Origin of the sequence: Agromyces mangrovi (assembly GCF_030296695.1) — a bacterium.
Taxonomy (GTDB): Bacteria; Actinomycetota; Actinomycetes; order Actinomycetales; family Microbacteriaceae; genus Agromyces; species Agromyces mangrovi.
The window spans coordinates 3,428,664-3,448,491 of record NZ_AP027737.1 but is presented as its reverse complement, the minus strand read 5'-3'; the positions used below and the strand labels follow the sequence as shown (position 1 = coordinate 3,448,491).

General features: G+C 73.4%; 15 protein-coding genes, 1 tRNA gene and 2 pseudogenes. 10 read left to right on the top strand and 8 right to left on the bottom strand.

Features of this window, described 5'->3' with window-relative positions; translation table 11 throughout:
• Window positions 1-8 precede the first annotated feature (8 nt).
• The gene (locus QUE38_RS16500) at window positions 9-488 is read left to right on the top strand and encodes an Lrp/AsnC family transcriptional regulator (protein ID WP_286309409.1); all 480 of its coding nucleotides are present in this window, start codon (window positions 9-11) and stop codon (window positions 486-488) included.
• A 138-nt stretch (window positions 489-626) separates the two neighbouring features.
• Window positions 627-1,712 carry a VIT1/CCC1 transporter family protein gene (locus QUE38_RS16495; RefSeq protein WP_286309408.1) on the top strand — a complete coding sequence of 362 codons (1,086 nt, stop codon included), beginning with the start codon at window positions 627-629 and terminating at the stop codon, window positions 1,710-1,712.
• Between the two features lie 27 nt (window positions 1,713-1,739).
• Here the strand turns inward: QUE38_RS16495 and QUE38_RS16490 are convergent, their stop codons facing one another.
• Genes QUE38_RS16490 through QUE38_RS16480 form a run of 3 tightly spaced genes read right to left on the bottom strand, consistent with a single transcriptional unit; the run spans window position 1,740 to window position 3,822 of the window.
• Window positions 1,740-2,603, bottom strand: coding sequence for a DUF3097 domain-containing protein (locus QUE38_RS16490; protein ID WP_286309407.1), 864 nt, complete (start codon window positions 2,601-2,603; stop codon window positions 1,740-1,742).
• Between the two features lie 53 nt (window positions 2,604-2,656).
• Window positions 2,657-3,172 carry an MFS transporter gene (locus tag QUE38_RS16485; RefSeq protein ID WP_286309406.1) on the bottom strand — a complete coding sequence of 172 codons (516 nt, stop codon included), beginning with the start codon at window positions 3,170-3,172 and terminating at the stop codon, window positions 2,657-2,659.
• Entirely contained in the window at window positions 3,085-3,822 is a 738-nt protein-coding gene (locus QUE38_RS16480) for an MFS transporter (RefSeq protein ID WP_286309404.1), read from the bottom strand. The genes QUE38_RS16485 and QUE38_RS16480 overlap by 88 nt, the downstream gene beginning before the upstream one ends.
• A gap of 172 nt (window positions 3,823-3,994) precedes the next feature.
• Between QUE38_RS16480 and QUE38_RS16475 the strand changes: the two genes are divergently transcribed.
• The gene (locus QUE38_RS16475) at window positions 3,995-5,545 is read left to right on the top strand and encodes an SPFH domain-containing protein (RefSeq protein WP_286309403.1); all 1,551 of its coding nucleotides are present in this window, start codon (window positions 3,995-3,997) and stop codon (window positions 5,543-5,545) included.
• Between the two features lie 109 nt (window positions 5,546-5,654).
• Here the strand turns inward: QUE38_RS16475 and QUE38_RS16470 are convergent, their stop codons facing one another.
• The 4 genes from QUE38_RS16470 to QUE38_RS16455 all read right to left on the bottom strand — a co-directional run bounded on the left by QUE38_RS16470 (window position 5,655) and on the right by QUE38_RS16455 (window position 11,713).
• Window positions 5,655-9,083 carry an error-prone DNA polymerase gene (locus tag QUE38_RS16470; protein ID WP_286309402.1) on the bottom strand — a complete coding sequence of 1,143 codons (3,429 nt, stop codon included), beginning with the start codon at window positions 9,081-9,083 and terminating at the stop codon, window positions 5,655-5,657.
• Window positions 9,083-10,507, bottom strand: a complete 1,425-nt coding sequence (locus QUE38_RS16465) for a DNA polymerase Y family protein (protein ID WP_350227496.1) — start codon at window positions 10,505-10,507, stop codon at window positions 9,083-9,085. The genes QUE38_RS16470 and QUE38_RS16465 overlap by 1 nt, the downstream gene beginning before the upstream one ends.
• A gap of 139 nt (window positions 10,508-10,646) precedes the next feature.
• Window positions 10,647-11,408, bottom strand: coding sequence for a hypothetical protein (locus tag QUE38_RS16460; protein WP_286309401.1), 762 nt, complete (start codon window positions 11,406-11,408; stop codon window positions 10,647-10,649).
• A gap of 219 nt (window positions 11,409-11,627) precedes the next feature.
• Window positions 11,628-11,713: transfer RNA gene (locus tag QUE38_RS16455), tRNA-Leu, on the bottom strand.
• 130 nt (window positions 11,714-11,843) lie between these two features.
• Here QUE38_RS16455 and QUE38_RS16450 point away from each other — a divergent pair.
• Window positions 11,844-13,171: pseudogene (locus QUE38_RS16450) on the top strand (M20/M25/M40 family metallo-hydrolase).
• Between the two features lie 56 nt (window positions 13,172-13,227).
• The gene (locus QUE38_RS16445) at window positions 13,228-14,046 is read left to right on the top strand and encodes an undecaprenyl-diphosphate phosphatase (protein ID WP_286309400.1); all 819 of its coding nucleotides are present in this window, start codon (window positions 13,228-13,230) and stop codon (window positions 14,044-14,046) included.
• A gap of 43 nt (window positions 14,047-14,089) precedes the next feature.
• On the opposite strand, the gene QUE38_RS16440 is transcribed toward QUE38_RS16445, so the two are convergent.
• Window positions 14,090-15,013 (bottom strand): PAC2 family protein, encoded by a 924-nt coding sequence (locus tag QUE38_RS16440; RefSeq protein WP_286309399.1) that lies wholly within the window; start codon window positions 15,011-15,013, stop codon window positions 14,090-14,092.
• A 114-nt stretch (window positions 15,014-15,127) separates the two neighbouring features.
• Between QUE38_RS16440 and QUE38_RS16435 the strand changes: the two are divergent.
• The 5 genes and pseudogenes from QUE38_RS16435 to QUE38_RS16415 all read left to right on the top strand — a co-directional run.
• Window positions 15,128-15,757 (top strand): annotated as a pseudogene (locus tag QUE38_RS16435) (HAD family hydrolase); the annotation flags it as partial.
• A 10-nt stretch (window positions 15,758-15,767) separates the two neighbouring features.
• On the top strand, window positions 15,768-16,769 hold the full coding sequence (locus QUE38_RS16430; RefSeq protein WP_286309398.1) for a tRNA (adenine-N1)-methyltransferase: 1,002 nt from the start codon (window positions 15,768-15,770) through the stop codon (window positions 16,767-16,769).
• Window positions 16,770-16,827: 58 nt separating this feature from the next.
• The gene (locus QUE38_RS16425) at window positions 16,828-17,769 is read left to right on the top strand and encodes an FKBP-type peptidyl-prolyl cis-trans isomerase (RefSeq protein WP_286309397.1); all 942 of its coding nucleotides are present in this window, start codon (window positions 16,828-16,830) and stop codon (window positions 17,767-17,769) included.
• Window positions 17,770-17,800: 31 nt separating this feature from the next.
• On the top strand, window positions 17,801-18,814 hold the full coding sequence (locus QUE38_RS16420) for a helix-turn-helix transcriptional regulator (protein WP_286309396.1): 1,014 nt from the start codon (window positions 17,801-17,803) through the stop codon (window positions 18,812-18,814).
• Complete coding sequence (locus tag QUE38_RS16415) at window positions 18,814-19,809, top strand: helix-turn-helix transcriptional regulator (RefSeq protein ID WP_286309395.1); 996 nt, start codon at window positions 18,814-18,816, stop codon at window positions 19,807-19,809. Before QUE38_RS16420 ends, QUE38_RS16415 begins: the two co-directional genes overlap by 1 nt.
• The last annotated feature ends 19 nt before the right edge of the window (window positions 19,810-19,828 follow it).

The following is a 19,828-nucleotide window of genomic DNA, read 5'->3' as shown; positions in this document are numbered from 1 at the left end:
GAGCTCCCATGGCGACCAACCCGCCCGAACTCGACCGCATCGACCGCGAGCTGCTGCGTGCGCTCTCGCGCAACGCCCGCGCGTCCGGCTCCGCCCTCGCCGCCGAGGTGGGCGTCGCGGAGTCGACCGTCTCGCTGCGCATTCGCAAGCTCCAGGCGGGCGGCTACATCCGCGGCTACCACGTCGACATCGACCTCGAGGCGCTCGGCGCGTCGCTCCAGGCGCTCATCGCGGTGCGCCTCGTGAAGCACGCGCGCAGCGAGATCGACGAGTTCCGCGCTGCGGCGACGCACTTCCCGGGGGTGCTCGGACTGTTCCACATGGCGGGTGCGGAGGACTACCTGCTGCACGTCGCCGCGCGCGACGCGAGCGAGCTGCGCGAGTTCGTGCTGAGTTACCTCACCGGGCACCCGGCTGTCGCGCACACCGAGACGAACCTCATCTTCGAGTACGCCGACGGCGACGGGTGGCAGGAGCTCGTGCGCTGAGCTGCCCCGCGTGCGCTGAGCCGCCCGCGGCGCGGTTCGGCGCTCCGAAATGCTGCCAATCCGGCCCTCCGGCACCGGATCGGCCGCGACCCGCGGCTAGCGTGGTCGGGGCCGCACGGGCCGACTGAGGGAGGCTCGATGCCGCAGGATGCACGATCCGACGCCGCCGCACGCGCCAGGTGGCGCCGCTACCTCGCCGACGAGCGGGCCGAGGGCGCCGTCTACCGCGAGCTCGCGCAGCGCCGCACGGGCGAGGAGCGCGAGATCCTGCTCGCCCTCGCCGACGCCGAGCGCCGGCACGAGGCGCACTGGGTGCGGCTGCTCGGCGATGACGACGGGCGGATGCCTCGGGCCGACCTGCGCACCCGCCTGCTCGCCGCGCTGGCTCGCCGGTTCGGGTCGATCTTCGTGCTCGCCCTCGCGCAGCAGGCCGAGGCCCGTTCGCCCTACGCCGACGACCCGGATGCCACGCGCGCGATGGCCGCCGACGAGAAGATCCACGGGGAGGTCGTGCGCGGCCTCGCTGCCCGCGGCCGCCGACGGCTCTCGGGCACGTTCCGCGCGGCCGTCTTCGGTGCGAACGACGGCCTCGTGTCGAACCTCGCGCTGGTGCTCGGCATGGCGGCGACCGGGGTCGATCGCAGCGTCGTGCTCTTCACCGGCATCGCCGGCCTCCTCGCGGGCGCGCTCTCGATGGGCGCGGGGGAGTACGTCTCGGTGCGTTCGCAGCGCGAGCTGCTCGAGGCATCCGCCCCCGACCCCGCGGCGAGGGCCGCGCTGCCCGACCTCGACGTCGACGCGAACGAGCTCGCGCTCGTCTACCGGGCGCGGGGCATGGATGCGGCGGAGGCGACCGAGCACGCCGGCCGCGTGATCGCGGGCGTGCGCGCACAGGGCGATGCGACGTCGACCGCCATCCCGACCGCACACGACGACGCGGAGGCCGTGGGCACGGGCATGTCGGCGGCGATCTCGAGCTTCTGCTTCTTCGCCTCCGGGGCATTGATCCCGGTGCTGCCGTACCTGTTCGGCGCCGATGGCGCGGTGGCGCTGGTGGTCGCGCTCGTGCTCGTGAGCGTCGCGCTGCTCGCGACCGGCGCGGTGGTCGGCATCCTGTCGGGCGCGTCGCCGCTGAAGCGCGCGCTGCGGCAGCTCGCGATCGGCCTCGGCGCGGCGGCGGTCACCTACGTGCTCGGCCTGCTCTTCGGCACGACGATCGGCTGACGCGCAACGGCGCGGTGCGGGCCGCGTTCAGGCGTCGTCGCCGGCGGTGACGAAGTCGATGAGTTCCTCCACGCGCCCGAGCAGAGCGGGCTCGAGGTCGTTCCAGTCGCGCACCGCGCCGAGGATGCGCTGCCACGCGCGCGCGATGTCGGCCTGGTCGTCGTGCGGCCAGCCGAAGGCGGCGCACACGCCGTGCTTCCACGACATGCCGCGCGGGATCACCGGCCACTCGCGCACGCCGAGGCGTGCGGGCTTCACCGCTTGCCAGACGTCGACGTACGGGTGCCCCACCACGAGCACGTGCGCGCCGTACGGTCCGCGGGCGACGCGGTCGGCGATCGCCTGCTCCTTCGAGCCCGCCACGAGATGGTCGACGAGTACGCCGATCCGCTTCCCGGCAGACGGCGCGGTGTCGCGCACGATCGCGTCGAGGTCGTCGACGCCCTCCAGGTACTCGACGACGACGCCCTCGGCGCGCAGGTCGGCACCCCAGACCTTCTCGACGAGTTCGGCGTCGTGCCGCCCCTCGACGAAGATGCGGCTCGCCCGCGCGGTGCGAGCACGCCGCTGCTCGGGCGCGAACGAGCCCGACGCGGTGCGAGCTCGCCCGGCCGGTGCCCGCATCGCGGGTGCGGTCAGCTTCACCGGTTCTCCCTCGACGAGGAATCCGGTGCCGAGCGGGAAGAGCCGGCGGGCGCCGTGTCGGTCCTCGAGCACGACGTTGCGGTGCTCGAATCCGACGACGGCGCCGCACCATCCGGTGTCGGCGCGCTCGACGACGAGGTCGCGCTCGGCCGGAACCTCGGGGATCGTGCGGCGCCCGCGGGCCCGCCAGTCTCCCGCGAGCACGTCGCTGCCGTACCGGTCGTGGGGGTCGCTGTCGAATGGCACCGCACGAGGCTAGCCGAGGCGTACACCCGACCCGCCCCGACACCCCGCGTCGATCACGCGGCGGGTGTGGAGCGCACGCGACGGGCGAGGCCGAGCGTCCAGGCAGCCCCGGCGAGCGCGACGAGCGCACCGACGGCGAATGCCCAGGGGATGCCCGAGGACGCGGCCACGAACCCCAGCAGGATCGGCCCGAGGCCGAGCCCGAGGTCGATCGCGGCGCTCGCGGTTCCCGACGCGAGGCCGCGCTCGGCCGGTGAGGCCGTCGCGAACACCGCGGAGAAGAACGCCGGCGTGCTGAACGCCACGCCCACGCCGAGGATGACCGCGCCCACGACGAGGCCGATCACGTCGATCCACAGGGCCGCCACGATGAGGCCCGCTGCGATCGCGAGGAGCGACGCCGCCCCGAGCGGGAGCGACGGCAGTCGATCGGGCACCCGCGCGAATGCGATGCGGCAGACCACGACCACCGTGCCGAAGGTCAGCAGCGCGACGCTGGCGTTGCCGACGCCGACCTGCACGGCGTGGATCGACGCGAACGCGAGGTAGCCGCCCATGGCGATGAGCACCGTGAGGAAGGCGAGCGAGATCGGCAGCGCAGGACGATGGAGGATCCGCAGCGGTGCATCCGGGGAGTGCGCTCGGTGCTCGTCTCGCCGACGACGAGCGCGAGCGCTGCGGCGACGAGCGTGAGCCCGGTCGCCCCGATCCACACGGCGGCGAAGTCACCCACGCCGATGAGCGCCTCAGCCAGTGGCGGACCGAACGCGAGCCCGAGGTAGAGCCCCAGCGAATTGATCGAGAGCGCCTCGCCCATGCGCTCGGGCGGGGCGATGTCGGCGAGCGCGGCGAAGCTCGAGACGAAGAACGCCGCCTCTGCGACGCCGGCGAGCAGGCGCAGCAGCACTACGACGACCAGGTCGTCGGCGACGAGCAGCAGACCCAGGGCGGATGCCGCGAGCAGCGCGCCGCCCAGCATGAGGGGCCGTCGTCCGATGCGATCGCTCAGTCGCCCGGCGAACGGGCGCAGCACCAGTGCGCTGGCGGCGAACGCGCCGATGGCGATGCCCGCGCCGGCCTCGTCGCCGCCGAGCGGACCGGTCACGAAGAGCGGGAGTGCGAACAGCGCCATGCCGACCGCGGTGAAGTAGAGCAGTTCGGTCGCGGTGAGCGCGATGAAGGCTCGGGTGTACAGCGGTGCCGGTGGTACCGAGGACATTGCCCCACCTCCCGGTCGGTGACGCCGCGGTCGGGCGCATCACGTCGCCCACGCTACTCCCGCACGGTATCCACAGAACCGCGTCGTGGTCGGGTCTCCGGTCGCGAGTCTGAGAGGGTCGATTCCGGCGTCCGTGCACCGGGCACGGCGCCGCACCTCGAAGGAGTCGTTCATGGAGATCGCCGGAGTCTTCGGCATCCTGGTCATCGTCGGCATCGCGGTCGTCGCCGCGGTGGTCATCGGGCTGATCGTGCTGCTGTTCGCCCGCAGCTGGATCAAGGTCGCACGAGCCGACGAGGCCCTCGTCATCTCGGGCCGCAAGCAGAAGGTGCAGGCCAGCGTCATCGGCGCGGACGGCACGACGCGTTCCGAGCTGTCGGAGTCGCCGGTCACCGTGATCGTCAACGGCAAGTCGCTCGTGAACCCGATCACGCAGCGCCACGAGATCATCTCGCTCCGCTCGCGCCAGGTCTCCCTGAACGCCGAGGCGCAGTCGCTCGACAACGTCACGCTCAACGTCGACGGCGTGGCGATCGTGAAGATCGGCTCCGACCCGCTGTTCGTCCGCCGCGCGGCGGAGCGCTTCGCGTCGCAGGACAAGGCGATCGAGCAGTTCACGACGGAGCAGCTCGAGGGCGCCCTCCGTGGCATCGTCGCCACGCTGTCGGTCGTCGAGCTGATGCGCGAGCGGAAGAAGTTCTCCGACCAGATCGCCGCCGACGTCTCGCACGAGCTCGCCGAGCAGGGGCTCATCCTCGACTCGTTCCAGATCAAGGGCATCACCGACGAGGTCGGCTACATCCAGTCGCTCGGCGCCCCCGAGATCCAGGCGAAGCGCCAGGCCGCCGAGATCGCGCAGACGAACGCCGACCGCGCGATCAACCAGAAGATCATCGCCAACCAGGAGGCGAACCTGATCGAGCAGACGGCGCTCGACACCAACACCGCCAACGCGGACGCCGGCGTCGGTCGCGCCCGCGCCGAGGCGGAGCAGGCCGAGCACCTCGCGCGCGCCCGCGCGGAGCAGGCCGTGCTGCAGCAGCAGGCCGAGAACACGCAGGCCCGGCTCGACGCCGAGGTCAAGCGCGTCGCCGACGCTTCGCGCTACGAGGCGGAGACCCGCGCGCAGGCCGACCTGTACACGCGCGAGCGCTCGGCCGAGGCTGCGGCGATCGAGCAGGTGAAGCAGGCCGAGGCGCGCACGCGCATCGCCGAGCAGCAGGCGGAGGCCGACAAGGCCCGCGCGACCGGTGAGGCCGCGGCGGCCGAGGCCAAGTCGGCCGGTGAGGCGAGCGCGCTGCGTGAGCTCGCGGACGCCGAGGCATCCGCCCGTCGTCTTCGCGCGCAGGCCGAGGCCGACGCGATCCGCGCCGAGGGCGAGGCCCGTGCCGCCGCCGTCGAGGCGGAGGCGCAGGCCATCGCGTCGAACCAGGAGGCATTCCTGTCGCAGCGCGTGCTCGAGGTGCTGCCGTCGATCATGGCCGAGTTCGCGAAGGGCTACTCGGCGATCGGCAGCGTCTCGATCATCGGCGGCAGCGACGACGGCGCGAGCGGCGTCGTCGGCGGCGACAGCGCGAAGGCGATGCGCTCGGTGTTCGACAGCGTCGAGGCGGCCACCGGCCTCGACATCGCCGCGATCATCCAGGGCCAGGCGGTCGGCCGCGGCATCGGCGCCGGCGTCTCCGAGGCCGCGCTCTCGAAGAACGGCTCGCACGACTCCTAGTCCGCACCCCGCTTCCGAGACCCGTCGGAAAGCTGCGCTCTGGGCCACCAGAGCGCAGTCTTTCGACGGGTCTCGGTCGTTGGGGGCGGATGCCCGAGGCGAGCCCGCGTCAGCGGAAGTCGCGCGAGCGGTTCGCGGCCGACACGGCGAGCGACTCGAAGCGGTCGGCGACGAGGTTGGTCACGCCCTCGGGTGAGCGCTCGAGCACGCCGCGCACGACCATGGCGGGTGCCTCGCGGGCGACCCGGCGGAACCGGGTCCAGACGCCCACCCCTGCGATGACGTTGAGCGTGCCCGACTCGTCCTCGAGATTCAGGAACGTGATGCCGCTCGCGGTCGCCGGCCGCTGCCGGTGCGTGACGACCCCGCCCACCTCGATGCGCCGACCGTTCTCGGCCGCCCCGAGCCGGTCGATGCGCAGCGCCCCGCGCGCGTCGAGGTACTCGCGCACGTGCCGAATGGGGTGGTCGTCGGTCGACACGCCCGTCGCCCACAGGTCGTAGACGACCTGCTCGGCGTCGGTCAGCATCGGCAGCAGCGGCGGCTGCACCACGACGACCGAGCCTGCGAGCGTGTCGGGGCGGTCCTGCGCGGCCTCGCCGGCGAGCCAGAGCGCCTGCCGCCGGTCGAGGTCGAACCCCGCGAACGCCCCGGCGGCCGCGAGCGCCTCGAGCTGCTCGGTGTCGAGCCCGACCCTGCGGGCGACGTCGGCCATGTCGCGGTAGAGCCCGCGGGCCTCGCGCTCGTCCACGATCCGCGCCGCCACCGCATCCCCGATCGAGTGGATCTCGGCGAGCCCGAGCCGCACCGCGAACGCCCCGTCGCGCCGGTGCGCCGCGGACTCGTCGGGCGCCGACCGCTCGAACGGCCCGACCGGCGGCTGCACGTCGTCGAGGCATCCGTCGCGCCCGGTGGCGGGCCGCCTCGCGGCATCCGACCCGCCCAGCCCCTCGCCCGCAAGCGGCTCGAGCACCGCCTCGGCGCCCGACCGCTGCACGTCGGGCCGCAGCACCTCGACGCCGTGCCGGCGGGCGTCGGCCGTGAGCGTCTGCGGCGAGTAGAACCCCATCGGCTGCGCGCGCAGCAGCGCGGCGAGGAACGCGGCAGGGTAGTGCAGCTTGAACCACGAGCTGGCATACACGAGCAGGCCGAAGCTGATCGCGTGGCTCTCGGCGAAGCCGAAGTTCGCGAACGCCTGGATCTTGCCGTAGATCGCGTCGGCCGTCTCCTGGTCGATGCCGTTGCGCGCCATGCCGGCGTAGAGCTTCTCGCGCAGCGAATCGATGCGCTCGATGCCGCGCTTGGAGCCCATCGCGCGGCGCAGCAGGTCGGCGTCCTCGGCGGTGCAGTCGCCGACGGCGACGGCCATCTGCATGAGCTGCTCCTGGAACAGCGGCACGCCCTTGGTGCGCGAGAGCACGGGTTCGAGCTTCGGATGCAGGTAGGTGACCTCCTCCTGCCCGGTCGCGCGGCGGATGTACGGGTGCACCGCGCCACCCTGCACGGGCCCCGGGCGGATGAGCGCGATCTCGACGACGAGGTCGTAGAACCGGCGGGGCTGCAGCCGGGGGAGCGTGCCCATCTGCGCGCGGGACTCGACCTGGAACACCCCGATCGAGTCGGCCCGGCAGAGCATGTCGTAGACCGCCTGCTCCTCCTTCGGCAGGGTGGCGAGCGACCACTCCTCGCCGGTCGCGGCGCGCACGAGGTCGATCGCGTACTGCAGCGCGGCGAGCATGCCGAGGCCGAGCAGGTCGAACTTCACGAGGCCCATCCAGGCGCAGTCGTCCTTGTCCCACTGCAGCACGGTGCGCTTCTCCATGCGCGCGTGCTCGATGGGGCACACCTCGCCCACGGGCCGGTCGGTGAGCACCATACCGCCCGAGTGGATGCCGAGGTGCCGCGGGAAGCCCAGCACCTGCTCGGCGAGCTCGACGACCGGCTGCGGGATGTCGTGGTCGTCGGTCGACACGACCGACCCCCAGCGCTCGACCTGCCGCGACCACGCGTCCTGCTGGCCGGTGGAGTAGCCGAGCGCCTTCGCCATGTCGCGCACCGCGACCTTCGGCCGGTAGCTGATCACGTTCGCGACCTGCGCGGCGTTCTGCCGGCCGTACTTCTCGTAGACGTACTGGATCACCTCCTCGCGCCGGTCGGAGTCGAAGTCGACGTCGATGTCGGGCTCCTCGTCGCGCATGCTCGACAGGAACCGCTCGAACGGCAGCTCGTAGAAGATCGAGTCGACCGCGGTGATGCCGAGCACGTAGCAGACGGCCGAGTTCGCGGCAGATCCGCGGCCCTGGCAGAGGATGCCCCGGGAGCGCGCCTCCCGCACGATGTCGTGCACGATGAGGAAGTAGCCGGGGAAGTCCTTCTGCTCGATCACGTCGAGCTCCTGCGCGATCCTCGCGCGCACGTGCGCGGGGTCGCCCGGGTAGCGTTCGGCGGCGCCCCGCCAGGCGAGCTCGCGCAGCCAGCTCATGGGCGAGTGCCCCTCGGGCACCTCCTGGCGCGGCAGGCGCGGCCTGGCGCTCCGCAGCCGGAACGACAGCTGCCCCGCGAGCTCGACCGTGCGCGAGACCGCGCCGGGGTAGCGCCGGAAGCGCTCGGCCATCTCCGCGCCGGAGCGCAGGTGCGCGGTGCCGGTCGCGGGCAGCCAGCCGTCGAGCTCGTCGAGGCTGCGGCGCGCGCGCACGGCGGCGACGGCGGAGGCGAGCCGGTGCTCGGGCGGCGTGGCGAAGTGCACCGCGTTGGTCGCGAGCACCGGCATGCCGTGACGGGCGGCGAGCCCGGCGAGCAGGTCATTGGCGTCCTGGTCGCCCGGATGCCCGTGGTCGAACAGCTCCACGAAGACGTTGCCACGCCCGAAGCGCTCGGCCAGGCGTTCGAGCTCGCGCCCCGCGGCATCCGCCCCGCCCGTCTCGAGCGCACGGCGCACGGTGCCCTTGCGGCATCCGCTCAGCACCGCCCAGTCGCCGCCCGCCCGCTCGCCGAGCTCGTCGAGGTCGTAGGTGGGGCGGCCCTTCTCGCCGCCCGCGAGCTGCCCGGCCGTGATCGCCGACGCGAGCCGGTGGTAGCCGGCCTCGCCGCGCGCGAGCACGAGCAGGTGGTCGCCCTCGGGGTCGGCCATGCCCATCTGCGGTGTGGTGAGGCCGAGCGAGAGCTCCGCGCCGTACGCGGTCGCGAGCTCGGGGAACGCCTCGGCGGCCTCGGCGAAGCGCACGATGCCGTAGAACCCGTCGTGGTCGGTCAGGGCGAGGCCTGCGAGACCGAGCCGGTGCGCCTCCTCGACGAGCCGCTCGGGCTGGCTGGCACCGTCGAGGAAGCTGAACGCGGAGTGCACGTGCAGTTCGGCGTACGGCACCGTCGCCTCGGGTGCCGCCGCCTCGTCGGCGGGCGGGCGGTACGGATGCCGCTTGCGGGAGAACGCCGGACCGTCGCCGCCGTCCGCGATCGGCCGGGGCGGCCCGGGGCGGCTCGCGTCCGACAGGGTGCGCTCGAGCTCCGACCACGGGATCGGCGGGTTGTTCCAGCCCATCAGTCGTACCTCGCCTCGGCGCGCCACTCGTCGGCGTCGCGCACGAGCAGCCAGGCCGCGCCGTCGTCGTCGACCACCTGGAACCTGTGCGCACGCCGGGCGGTCGCCTCGTCCCACCACCGTTCGACGACGGGCCACGGACCGGCCCACGCGCGCACCCGGCGCTGCCCGCCCGGCGCGAGCCCCGCGACCGTGAAGGCAGCGGGCGGCGCGCTGATCGACCCGCGCTCGTCGACGGTGACCACGGCCCCGTCGGCGTCGACGAGCCCGGCCGGCACCCGCTCGCGGAACACGGTGGCGGGCAGCGGCGACGGCAGCGACCCGGGCCAGGGGCGGTCGGATGCCCCCTCCGGCGGCCGGTCGCCCCACGGCACGAGCACCTCGCGGTCGGCCAGCATGCGCCCGCCCCCGATGGTCGCGGTGACGACCCCCTCGTGCCCGAGCATGCCCTGCACGCGGGTGAGGCCGTGGTGCACGCGCTCGTCGGGGCCGGTGCCCCAGAGCCCCTCCTCGTGGTTGCCGGTGGAGTCGAGGCGCTCGGGGTGCACGCGCACGCGCGCGATCGGCGAGCGCAGTCCGGCGTCGGCGCTGCCCGACCCCTGCAGCTGCCAGCGGATGCGGTCGACCACGTCGCCCGGCGTGAACCAGCGCGGGTGCAGCCAGTCGCGCGCCGAGACGCCGCCCTCGTCGTCGACGATCTCGACGTGCACGGCGGTGCAGACGAGCTTCGCGGCGGTGAGCCGCTCGATGAACGACTCGGCCCGGGTGCGGAACGCGAACGCGAGCTGGTCGATGCGGTCGAGCGGCGGCTCGAACTCGACCTGCTCGTCCCACTCGGGCGGTGGCGTGCGCGCGAGCACGCGAGCGCCGTCGCGGCCGGCTGCGCGATCGTGCGCGAGCGCCCCCGTCGGCCCGAACCGGCGCAGCACGTCGTCGGCGGGCAGCGCGGCGAACTCGCCGAGCCGGCGCACGCCGAGGCGGTGCAGCAGCGTCGCGGTGCGCGGGTCGACGAGCACGCCCACCGGCAGCGGCGCGATGAACGCGGCCGACCCGCCCGGCTCGACGCGCCGCACCGGCGAGGAATCTGAGGTCGCGCGCGCCGCCTGCTCGGCCGCGAACGGCCCGTCGGCGACGCCCACCCGCACCGGCAGCCCGAACCCGCCCACCGCGGCCCGCAGCGCCTCGGCGGCCTCGGCCTCGCCGCCGTAGTACCGCACGGGCCCACGCGCCCGCACTGCGAGCGCACCGGGGCGCAGCAGCTGCACACCGGGCGTGGTCTCCTCGACCTGCCGCACGACCGGCTCGAACGCGCGCGCGTCGAGCGCGGCGTCGTAGTCGAGCAGCTCGAGCGCGGGGAGCGGTACTGCGCCTCGCGCAGCTTCAGCCCACGCGCGACCCCGTCGCGCCGGGCCGCGGCGGAGCACGCGAACACGAGCCCCTTCTCGACCAGCGCGAGCGGCGACCCGAGCGAGAGTCCGGCCTCGCGCGCGGCCGCGATGACGGGCCAGTCGGGGCACCACACCACGATGGTGCGCCGGGGGTCGGATGCCTCGGGCACGGCGCTCATCCGGCGACCCTCCGCAGCGGCGGCGCCTGCTCCGCTTCGGCGTGCGCGTCGAACCCGTCGGCTGCGCCGGTCGCACCGCCCTCGTCGACCCGCTCGGCCGCCGCGCCCACCCCCGGCAGCAGCAGCCGCGCGGTGCTCGCCCGGCCGAACCCGCCCCGGCCCGACGCGGTGACGACCGCCTCGCGCGCGGCGAGCCGACCGTGCCCGTCGCCGAGCCCGGTCCACCGGCTCTCGGCGACCCGCAGCTGCACCTCGCTCTGCGGCCAGGTGCCGTCGACCACGAGCGCCGCACGGCGTTGGCGCAGCCGGGCTCCGAGCCGCGAGGCATCCGTCGCCCCCACCTGCTCGGGCGGGCGCACCGCCACGACGGGGATCACGTCGACGAGCGCGGCGACCACCGCGAGCCAGTGCCGCCCCGGCGCGGGCACGAGCACGAGCCGGTCGAGGTCGAGCCCCGCGAGCCGCGCGGCCTCGGCCCCGAACCCGGGTACGCCGACCACGGCGCACCACGACCCGGCGCCCGACGCGCCCGCGAGCATCGCCATGACGAGGCTCGTCGACCCCTCGACCCCGTACGCGCCGCCCTCGCGCAGCACCCCGCCCGGCAGCAGGTCGTGCAGCGCCGGCAGCGTGGGGATCGCCCGCCCCTCGAGCCGCGTGGACTGCATGTCGGCGATGCGCGCGCGCAGCGCGTCGGCGCGTTCGCGGGCCTCGCCCGCGGAGACGCGGGACGGCCGGAGGGGAGCGGTGAGTGCCACACCCCATGTTCGAACGTATGTTCGAATGAGTCAAGCGGCGGATGCCACTCGTCCCACCCCCGCCCGCATTCCGCGAGTCGTCATGAAGTGTCGCTTCGAGGCACCGAATAGCGACACTTCATGACGACTCGAGGGCTGGGCTCGAGGGTGGCACGCGGGTACGACAACCCCGGAAACGACGAACGGCCGGATCTTGTCGATCCGGCCGTTCTCACACCGTGCGCGAGGGGGGACTTGAACCCCCACGCCCTAATACGGGCACTAGCACCTCAAGCTAGCGCGTCTGCCAATTCCGCCACCCGCGCGTGTGTTGCGAACCCGCGATCTCCCGCAGGCCCGAGAGAAGACACTACCACGAATCGGATGCTCCGCCGAACCACGCCCCCGTCCACCGAGCCCCGGGCGCGCCGACGCATCCGGGGTAGCGTGAGTGGCATGTCCGACGCATCCGCCCACCCGGGCCAGGCAGCCATCGACGAGCTCGAACCGACCGCTCGGATCGCCCGCGACCTGATCCGGTTCGACACCACGAACCACGGCGAGGGGCGCTCGGAGGGGAGACCGAGGCGGCCGAGTACGTCGAGGCGCACCTGGCGGGCATGGGCCTCCAGCCGAGGCTCTACGACGCCGCTCCCGGGCGCACCAGCGTCGTCGCCCGCGTCCCCGGCGCGAACCCCGACAAGCCCGCCCTGGTCGTGCACGGGCACCTCGACGTCGTGCCCGCCGACCCGCACAACTGGACCGTCGACCCGTTCGCGGGCGAGGTGCGCGACGGGCTGCTCTGGGGCAGGGGAGCGGTCGACATGAAGGACATGGACGCGATGATCCTGACCGCGGTCGGCGACATCCTCGCCTCAGGGCGGCAGCCGGAGCGCGAACTGGTGCTGGCGTTCTTCGCCGACGAGGAGGCGGGCGGCATCTACGGCTCGCACTGGATGACCGACCACCACCCGGAGGTGTTCGCGGGCGCGACCGAGGCGATCAGCGAGGTCGGCGGCTACTCGGTGCACCTCGGCGGGCAGCGCGCCTACCTGCTCCAGACGGGGGAGAAGGCGCTGGTCTGGATCCGCCTCGTCGCCCGGGGCCCGGCCGCGCACGGCTCGCGCCTCGTGCGCGAGAACGCGATCGTCCGTCTCGCCGAGGCGGTCGCCGCGCTCGGACGCGAGGAGTGGCCGCTGCACCTGGTCGACACCACGCGCGCCCTGCTCGCCGAGATCGCCCGCGTGACCGGCGCCGATCCGCAGCAGGTGTCGCCCGACGAGCTCGTGCTCCGCACGTCCGCGGCCGGCTTCCTCAGCGCGACCCTGCGCACCACGACGAACCCGACGCTCCTGCAGGCGGGGTACAAGCACAACGTCATCCCCGACCGGGCCGAGGCGCTGATCGACATCCGCACGCTCCCCGGCGAGGAGGACGCCGTGCTCGCCCGCGTGCGCGAGATCGTCGGCGACGACATCGAGATCGAGACCGTGGTGCGCGACGTCGGCCTCGAGACGCCGTTCAGCGGCCCGCTCGTCGACACGGTCAAGGCGACCCTCGAGCGCCACGACCCGGGCGTACCCGTCTTCCCGTACCTGCTCTCGGGCGGCACCGACAACAAGGCGCTCAGCCGCCTCGGCATCGCCGGCTACGGCTTCGCGCCGCTCCGCCTGCCCGCCGACCTCGACTTCCCGGCCATGTTCCACGGGGTGGACGAGCGGGTGCCGCTGGACGCGCTAGTCTTCGGAAGCCGGGTCCTGAAGGACCTGCTGCTCGAGTACTGAGCGACCCACCGCACTGAACGCGGCCCCGCCGCGCGGGGCGGAAGGTGAGCCCCGGCATGATCGAAGCGCTGATCCTCGGACTCGTGCAGGGACTCACCGAGTTCCTGCCGATCTCCTCCAGCGCGCACCTGCGCATCCTCGGCGAGTTCCTCCCGAACGCCGCCGACCCGGGCGCGGCGTTCACCGCGATCGTGCAGATCGGCACCGAGGCGGCGGTGGTCGTCTTCTTCTGGCGCGACATCGTGCGCATCGTCTCGCGCTGGTGGCTCGCGCTCTGGGGCCGCGTGCCCCGCAACGACCCCGACGCGCGCATGGGCTGGCTGATCATCCTCGGCTCGATCCCGATCGTGGTGCTCGGCCTCATCTTCCAGGAGCAGATCGAGACCACGCTGCGTTCGCTCTGGATCGTCGCGACGACCCTCATCGTCTTCGGCATCCTGCTCGGCATGGCCGACTGGATCGGCGCCAAGCGCCGCAAGCTCGACGACCTCACCTACCCCCACGGCGTCATCTACGGGTTCGCGCAGGCGCTCGCGCTCATCCCGGGCGTGTCGCGCTCGGGCGGCACGATCACCGCAGGCCTCCTGATGGGCTACGAGCGCGCCGCCGCCGCCCGCTACGCGTTCCTGCTGGCGATCCCCGCGGTGTTCGGCTCGGGCTTCTACCAGTTGTTCAAGAGCTGGGGCGAGCCCGGCGTCTACGGCCCGGTCGAGACGGCCGCAGCGACGCTGGTCGCGTTCGTGGTCGCGCTGCTCGTGATCGCGTTCTTCATGAGCTACATCTCGAAGCGCAGCTTCCTGCCGTTCGTGATCTACCGCGTGCTGCTCGGCGGCACGATCATGGTGCTGCTCGCGACGGGCACGATCGACGCCTGACGGCGGGCGTCGCGAGAGGCGAGCGGATGCCCCAGGGCGACGCTCAGTCGCGCGGCCGCCAGGGCTCCTCGCCGCGGGTGTCGCTGCGCCCGTCGCCGCGACGCCTGAGGTACTTCTCGAACTCCTGCGCGATCGCCTCGCCGCTCGCCTCGGGGGAGTCGACGGTGTCGCGGGCCTGCTCGAGCTGGTCGATGTAGGCGGCCATGTCCTCGTCGTCGGCGGCGAGCGCGTCGACGCCCGCCTCCCACGCGGCGGCGTCCGACTCGAGCGAGCCGCGCGGCACGCTGAGGCCCGTGATGTCCTCGAGCTTCGACAGCAGCGCGAGCACCGCCTTCGGCGAGGGGGAGTTGTGCACGTAGTGCGGCACCGACGCCCAGAGCGACAGGGTCGGGATGCCGGCGCGCTCCGCCGCATCCGACAGCACGCTCAGGATGCCGACCGGCCCCTCGTAGCTCGGACGGTCGATGCCCAGCTCGTCGCGCACCTCGCCGTTGTCGCTCGACACGAACACCGAGAGCGGACGCGTGTGCGGGGCATCCGCCAGCATCGCGCCCAGGAAGATCACGACCTCGACGCCCGCAGCGAGGGCCCCGTCGATGATCTCCGAGGCGAACCCCTTCCAGGTGCGGGCCGGCTCGGCGCCGATGAGCACGTGCACCTGGTCGGCGCCCGGTCCGGTGACGCCGTCGTCGCCCGTGCCGAGGCCCGACGGGCCGAGGCCCGACGGGCCGAGCAGCCGGGCACCCGGCCAGGTGAGCCGGCGCACGCCGTCGTCGCCCATCGCCACGGTCGGCCGGGTGAACTGGTAGTCGTAGTAGAGCTCGGGGTCCACTGCGCCGATCTCCACCAGGTCGAGGTGGTCGATCAGGGCCTGCGCCGCTCCCGACGCAGCCTCGCCGGCGTCGTTCCAGCCCTCGAATGCCACGACGAGGATCCTGCCGCCGTTGATGCCGTGTTCGTCCGCCACTACGCCTGTGCGTTCCCCTCCGGGCGGCTCGCGCCGCCCTCAGGTCCACAATAGGCGCTGCACGTAGACTTGACGGCCGTGAACCAAGCGCTTCCCGCCGCCATCCTCTGGGACATGGACGGCACCCTCGTCGACAGCGAACCGTACTGGATCCGGGCCGAGACCGAGCTCGTCGAGTCGTTCGGCGGCAGCTGGACGCACGAGGACGCGCTCCAGCTCGTCGGCAGCGGCCTTTGGGCGTCCGCCGAGATTCTCCAGGGGTACGGCGTCGACCTGCCCGCCGACCGCATCGTGCACGGGCTGACCGAGGAGGTGCGCGGCCTGCTCGCGCGCGAAGGGGTGCCGTGGCAGCCCGGCGCACGCGAGCTGCTCGAGTCCGTGCGGGCACGGGGCATCCGCACCGCCCTCGTGACCATGTCGATCCGCTCCATGGCCGAGGACGTCGTCGCCGCGATGGGGTTCGACGCCTTCGACGCGGTGGTCACGGGCGACGAGGTCGCCCACGCGAAGCCGCACCCCGAGCCCTATGCACGCGGCGCCGAGCTGCTCGGCGTGCCGATCGCCGACTGCCTCGCGATCGAGGACTCGCCGACCGGACTCGCCTCGGCGATGGCCGCGGGCGCGGTGACGCTCGGCGTGCCGCACATCCTGCCGCTCGACGACGAGCCGGCGCACGAGCGCTGGGCGAGCCTCGACGGTCGCACGGTCGACGACCTGGCCGCGGTGTTCGCCGCGGCGCGAGCGGGGAGCACGCATGACCGCGGCATCCGCCCCGCAGCCCAGCGGGCCGTTCACCGTCGGCGACCGGGTGCAGCTGACCGGCCCCAAGGGGCGCCTGCACACCATCACGCTCGAGCCCGGCAAGGTGTTCCACTCGCACAAGGGCGGCATCGCGCACGACGACCTCATCGGGCTGCCCGACGGCTCGGTCGTCGTGAACCAGGCCGGCATCGAGTACCTCGCGCTGCGCCCGCTGCTGGCCGACTTCGTGATGTCGATGCCGCGCGGGGCGGCGATCGTCTACCCGAAGGACGCCGCGCAGATCCTCGCCCAGGCCGACATCTTCCCCGGGGCGACCGTGGTCGAGGCCGGCGTCGGGTCGGGCGCGCTCTCACTCTGGCTGCTCCGCGCGATCGGCAGCGACGGGCGGCTCATGTCGTTCGAGCGCCGGGAGGAGTTCGCCGACGTGGCCCGCGGCAACGTGCAGACCTACTTCGGGCACGTGCCCGAGAACTGGAGCGTCACGGCCGGCGACCTCGCGCACACCCTGCCGGAGGTCGCTGGCGAGGCATCCGTCGACCGTGTCGTGCTCGACATGCTCGCGCCGTGGGAGACCCTGGATGCCGTGTCCACCGCGCTGAAGCCCGGCGGCGTGCTGCTCTGCTACGTGGCCACCGCGACGCAGCTGTCGCGCGTCGCCGAGGCGATCCGAGCGACCGGCGGTTACACCAACCCCGCGTCGAGCGAGACCATGGTGCGCGGCTGGCACGTCGAGGGCCTCGCGGTGCGCCCCGACCACCGCATGGTCGCGCACACCGGGTTCCTCATCACCGCACGGCGGCTCGCGCCCGGCGTGGTGCTGCCCGACCTCAAGCGCCGCGCATCGAAGTCCGACTTCAGCGACGAGGACGTCGAGGCCTGGACGCCCGGTGCGCTGGGCGAGCGGGTCGTCAGCGACAAGGCGCTCCGCAAGCGCGTGCGCGAGGCGGGCACGGCTGCGGAACTGGCGCAGAGGCGCGGTTCCGACGACGGGTAGGATGCTTCCGGCCGCACTCGCCGACCGCCACCCGAACGAGACCACGAAACGAGGACCCGTGCGAAGGACTCTCGCGCTCATCGCGACCGGAGGCGCCCTGGCGCTCGCCCTGACCGGATGCGCCGGGCTGACCACCGACGAGGCAGCTACGGGCCCCGGGCCGGCGACCGACCTCGTCGAGGTGACCGGGTCGTTCGGCACCACGCCGCGCGTGAGCTTCCCGACGCCGGTCATCGCCGAGGAGACCGAGTGCGACGTGCTCATCGAGGGCACCGGCGACACGCTCGAGCCCGGCCAGAAGGCGCTCGTGAAGCTGTCGGTCTACAACGCCTCGACCGGCGCGACGATCCAGGAGGCCGACCGCAGCGCCGACCCGATCCCCGCCGTGCTCGACGAGGGCGCACTGCTGCCGGGCCTCTTCGCCGGCCTGCAGTGCGCGTCTGAGGGGTCGCGAGTCGTGATCGCGGTGCCGCCCGCCGACGGCTTCGGCGACGCCGGCAGCGTGCAGCTCGGCATCGCGCCCGACGACACCCTCTTCTTCGTGGTCGACGTCGACCGCGCCTACCTCCCGCGTGCGAACGGCACCGACCGGCCCGGCACCCGCGGGTTCCCGGCCGTGGTGCTCGGCCCCGACGGCCGCCCCGGCATCACCGTGCCGAGCGCGGACGCCCCCGCCGAGACCGAGGTCGCGGTGCTCAAGCAGGGCCGTGGCGAGACCGTCGAATCGGGCGACTCGGTGACCGTGCACTACACGGGCGTGCTCTGGGACGACAACGAGGTGTTCGACTCGAGCTGGGAGTCGGGCAGCCCCGCGTCCTTCACGGTGGGCGAGGGCGCCGACGTCATCCCCGGGTTCTCGGAGGCGATCGTCGGCCAGCAGGTCGGCAGCCAGGTCATCGTCACCATCGCACCCGAGGACGGGTACGGCGAGCAGGGCTCCGGCGCGGTGCCGCCGAACGCGACACTCGTGTTCGTGATCGACATCCTGGGCATCGACTGACCCGCTGCCTGCCGTCGGTATGATCGCTGCTGTGCCGTCGTCAGCCTCCGCGAACCAGGACCGCGTGTCGGTCGAGGAGCGCCTCTTCAGCCTCGTGCTGGCGCTGCTCGCGACCGAGGCGGGGCTGACCAAGTCCGAGATCCTCTCGACCGTGCAGGGCTACCGCCAGCGGTACGACCGCGGCGGCAAGAACCAGGCGCTCGAGCGTCAGTTCGAGCGCGACAAGGACGACGTGCGCGAGCTCGGCATCCCGATCGAGACCGCCGAATCGCCCGACCGCCCGGGTGACAACCAGGCGCTGCGGTACCGCATCCCGAAGGGGCTGTACGACCTGCCCGACGACGTCACCTTCACGCCCGAGGAGTCGGCGCTCCTGGCGCTCGCGGCGACCGTGTGGCGCGAGGGCAGCCTGTCGGGCGAGTCGCGTCGGGCGCTCACGAAGCTGCGTTCGCTCGGCGTCGAGCCGCGCGAGCCGGTCATCGGCTACGCGCCGCGGCTGCGGGTGCGGGATGCCGCGTTCGAACCGCTCAGCCACGCGCTCGACCGCCGGCAGGTCGTGCGCTTTGACTACCTGCGGCCCGGCCGTTCCGCCCCGCGCCGCCGCACGGTCGCACCGTGGGCCGTGGTGCTGCACGAGGGCCGCTGGCACCTGTACGCGTGGGACCGCGAGGTCGGCGCGACGCGCACGTTCCTCCTGTCCCGCATCGTCGGCGACGTGACGGTCGTGCCGGGCAGCACGTTCGACGCGCCCGAGCCGGGCATGGCCGAGCAGGCGCTGGCCGAGCTCGATGCCCTGTGGCAGGAGCAGGTCGCCGAACTGGAGGTCGAGCAGGGCAGCGACGCGGCGGTGCGTCTCGCGCGGCGGCGCGGCGCGACCGCCGACGGCAGCGGGTACCGGCTGCACTACACCGACGCCGAGATCGTCGCCGACGAGCTGGCCGCGTTCGGCCCCGAGGTGCGGGTCGTCTCGCCCGAGGCCCTGGCCGAGGGCGTGCGCACGCGCCTCGAGCGCGTGGCATCCGCCCATGCCGAGGGAGGGGCCTGATGGCCAAGCCGCAGCCCCTGAAGGCGCAGGACAAGCTCGCGTTCCTGCTGTCGCTCGTGCCGTACCTGCTCGACCACGGGCGCGTGAGCGTCGCCGAGGCGGCCGAGCACTTCGCGGTCGACGAGGAGTCGATCCGGCAGGCGGTGCGCCTCATCGCCGTGTCGGGCGTGCCCGGCGACACGCATGCGTACCAGCACGGCGACCTGTTCGACATCTCCTGGGACGAGTTCCTCGACCACGACCGCATCGTGATCGTGCAGCAGGTCGCCATCGACGACTCGCCGCGCTTCTCCGCCCGCGAGGCGGCCGCGCTGATCGCGGGGCTGCAGTACCTCTCGGCCGTGCCCGAGAACCTCGACCGCGAGCGCATCGGCTCCCTCATGGCCAAGCTCGCGCGCGGGGCGTCGTCGACGCCGAGCTCGGTCGCGGTGGCCGGCGGCGACACGGATGCCGCGCTCACGCTGGTGCGCGACGCGGTGGCTTCCGAGCGGCAGATCGAGTTCGACTACCTGAATGCGCGCGGCGACCGCGAGCGACGCCGCGTCGATCCGCTCCGCATCGAGTCCTCCGACGTCGACTGGTACGTGCGGGGCTGGTGCCACCTGCGCGAGGCGGTGCGCACGTTCCGCATCGACCGCATGAGCGACCTCGTCGTCACCGACGAGCCCATCGCGTTCCGCGCGAGCGACGTCGCCCTGCCCGACCAGCTCTTCCAGGGCAGCGACGACGACCTCGTCATCACGGTCGACGTCGCAGTGAGCGCACTGCCGCTGCTCGGCGACTACCTGGTCGACGTCGATCGAGTCGCGTCCGGTGCCGAGCGCGTGCGGGCGTCGATCCGCGTCGCCCACTTCCACGGCCTCAAGCGGCTCGTGGCCGGACTGCCGGGCCTGATCTCGGTGCTCGCGCCCGAGGACGCCCGTCGAGCCGTGCGCGAGTGGGCCACGGCGGGACTCGCCCGTTACGACGATGGGAACGATTCGGATACGGACTGAGTCCGGCGCCTGCACCGGC

What these genes read in the sequence shown, in the direction of transcription:
- QUE38_RS16500 (WP_286309409.1), top strand. Translation starts at nt 9, where the DNA reads ATGGCGACCAACCCGCCCGAACTCGACCGCATCGACCGCGAGCTGCTG.
- QUE38_RS16495 (WP_286309408.1), top strand. Translation starts at nt 627, where the DNA reads ATGCCGCAGGATGCACGATCCGACGCCGCCGCACGCGCCAGGTGGCGC.
- QUE38_RS16480 (WP_286309404.1), bottom strand. Translation starts at nt 3,822, where the DNA reads ATGTCCTCGGTACCACCGGCACCGCTGTACACCCGAGCCTTCATCGCG.
- QUE38_RS16475 (WP_286309403.1), top strand. Translation starts at nt 3,995, where the DNA reads ATGGAGATCGCCGGAGTCTTCGGCATCCTGGTCATCGTCGGCATCGCG.
- QUE38_RS16470 (WP_286309402.1), bottom strand. Translation starts at nt 9,083, where the DNA reads ATGGGCTGGAACAACCCGCCGATCCCGTGGTCGGAGCTCGAGCGCACC.
- QUE38_RS16445 (WP_286309400.1), top strand. Translation starts at nt 13,228, where the DNA reads ATGATCGAAGCGCTGATCCTCGGACTCGTGCAGGGACTCACCGAGTTC.
- QUE38_RS16430 (WP_286309398.1), top strand. Translation starts at nt 15,768, where the DNA reads ATGACCGCGGCATCCGCCCCGCAGCCCAGCGGGCCGTTCACCGTCGGC.
- QUE38_RS16415 (WP_286309395.1), top strand. Translation starts at nt 18,814, where the DNA reads ATGGCCAAGCCGCAGCCCCTGAAGGCGCAGGACAAGCTCGCGTTCCTG.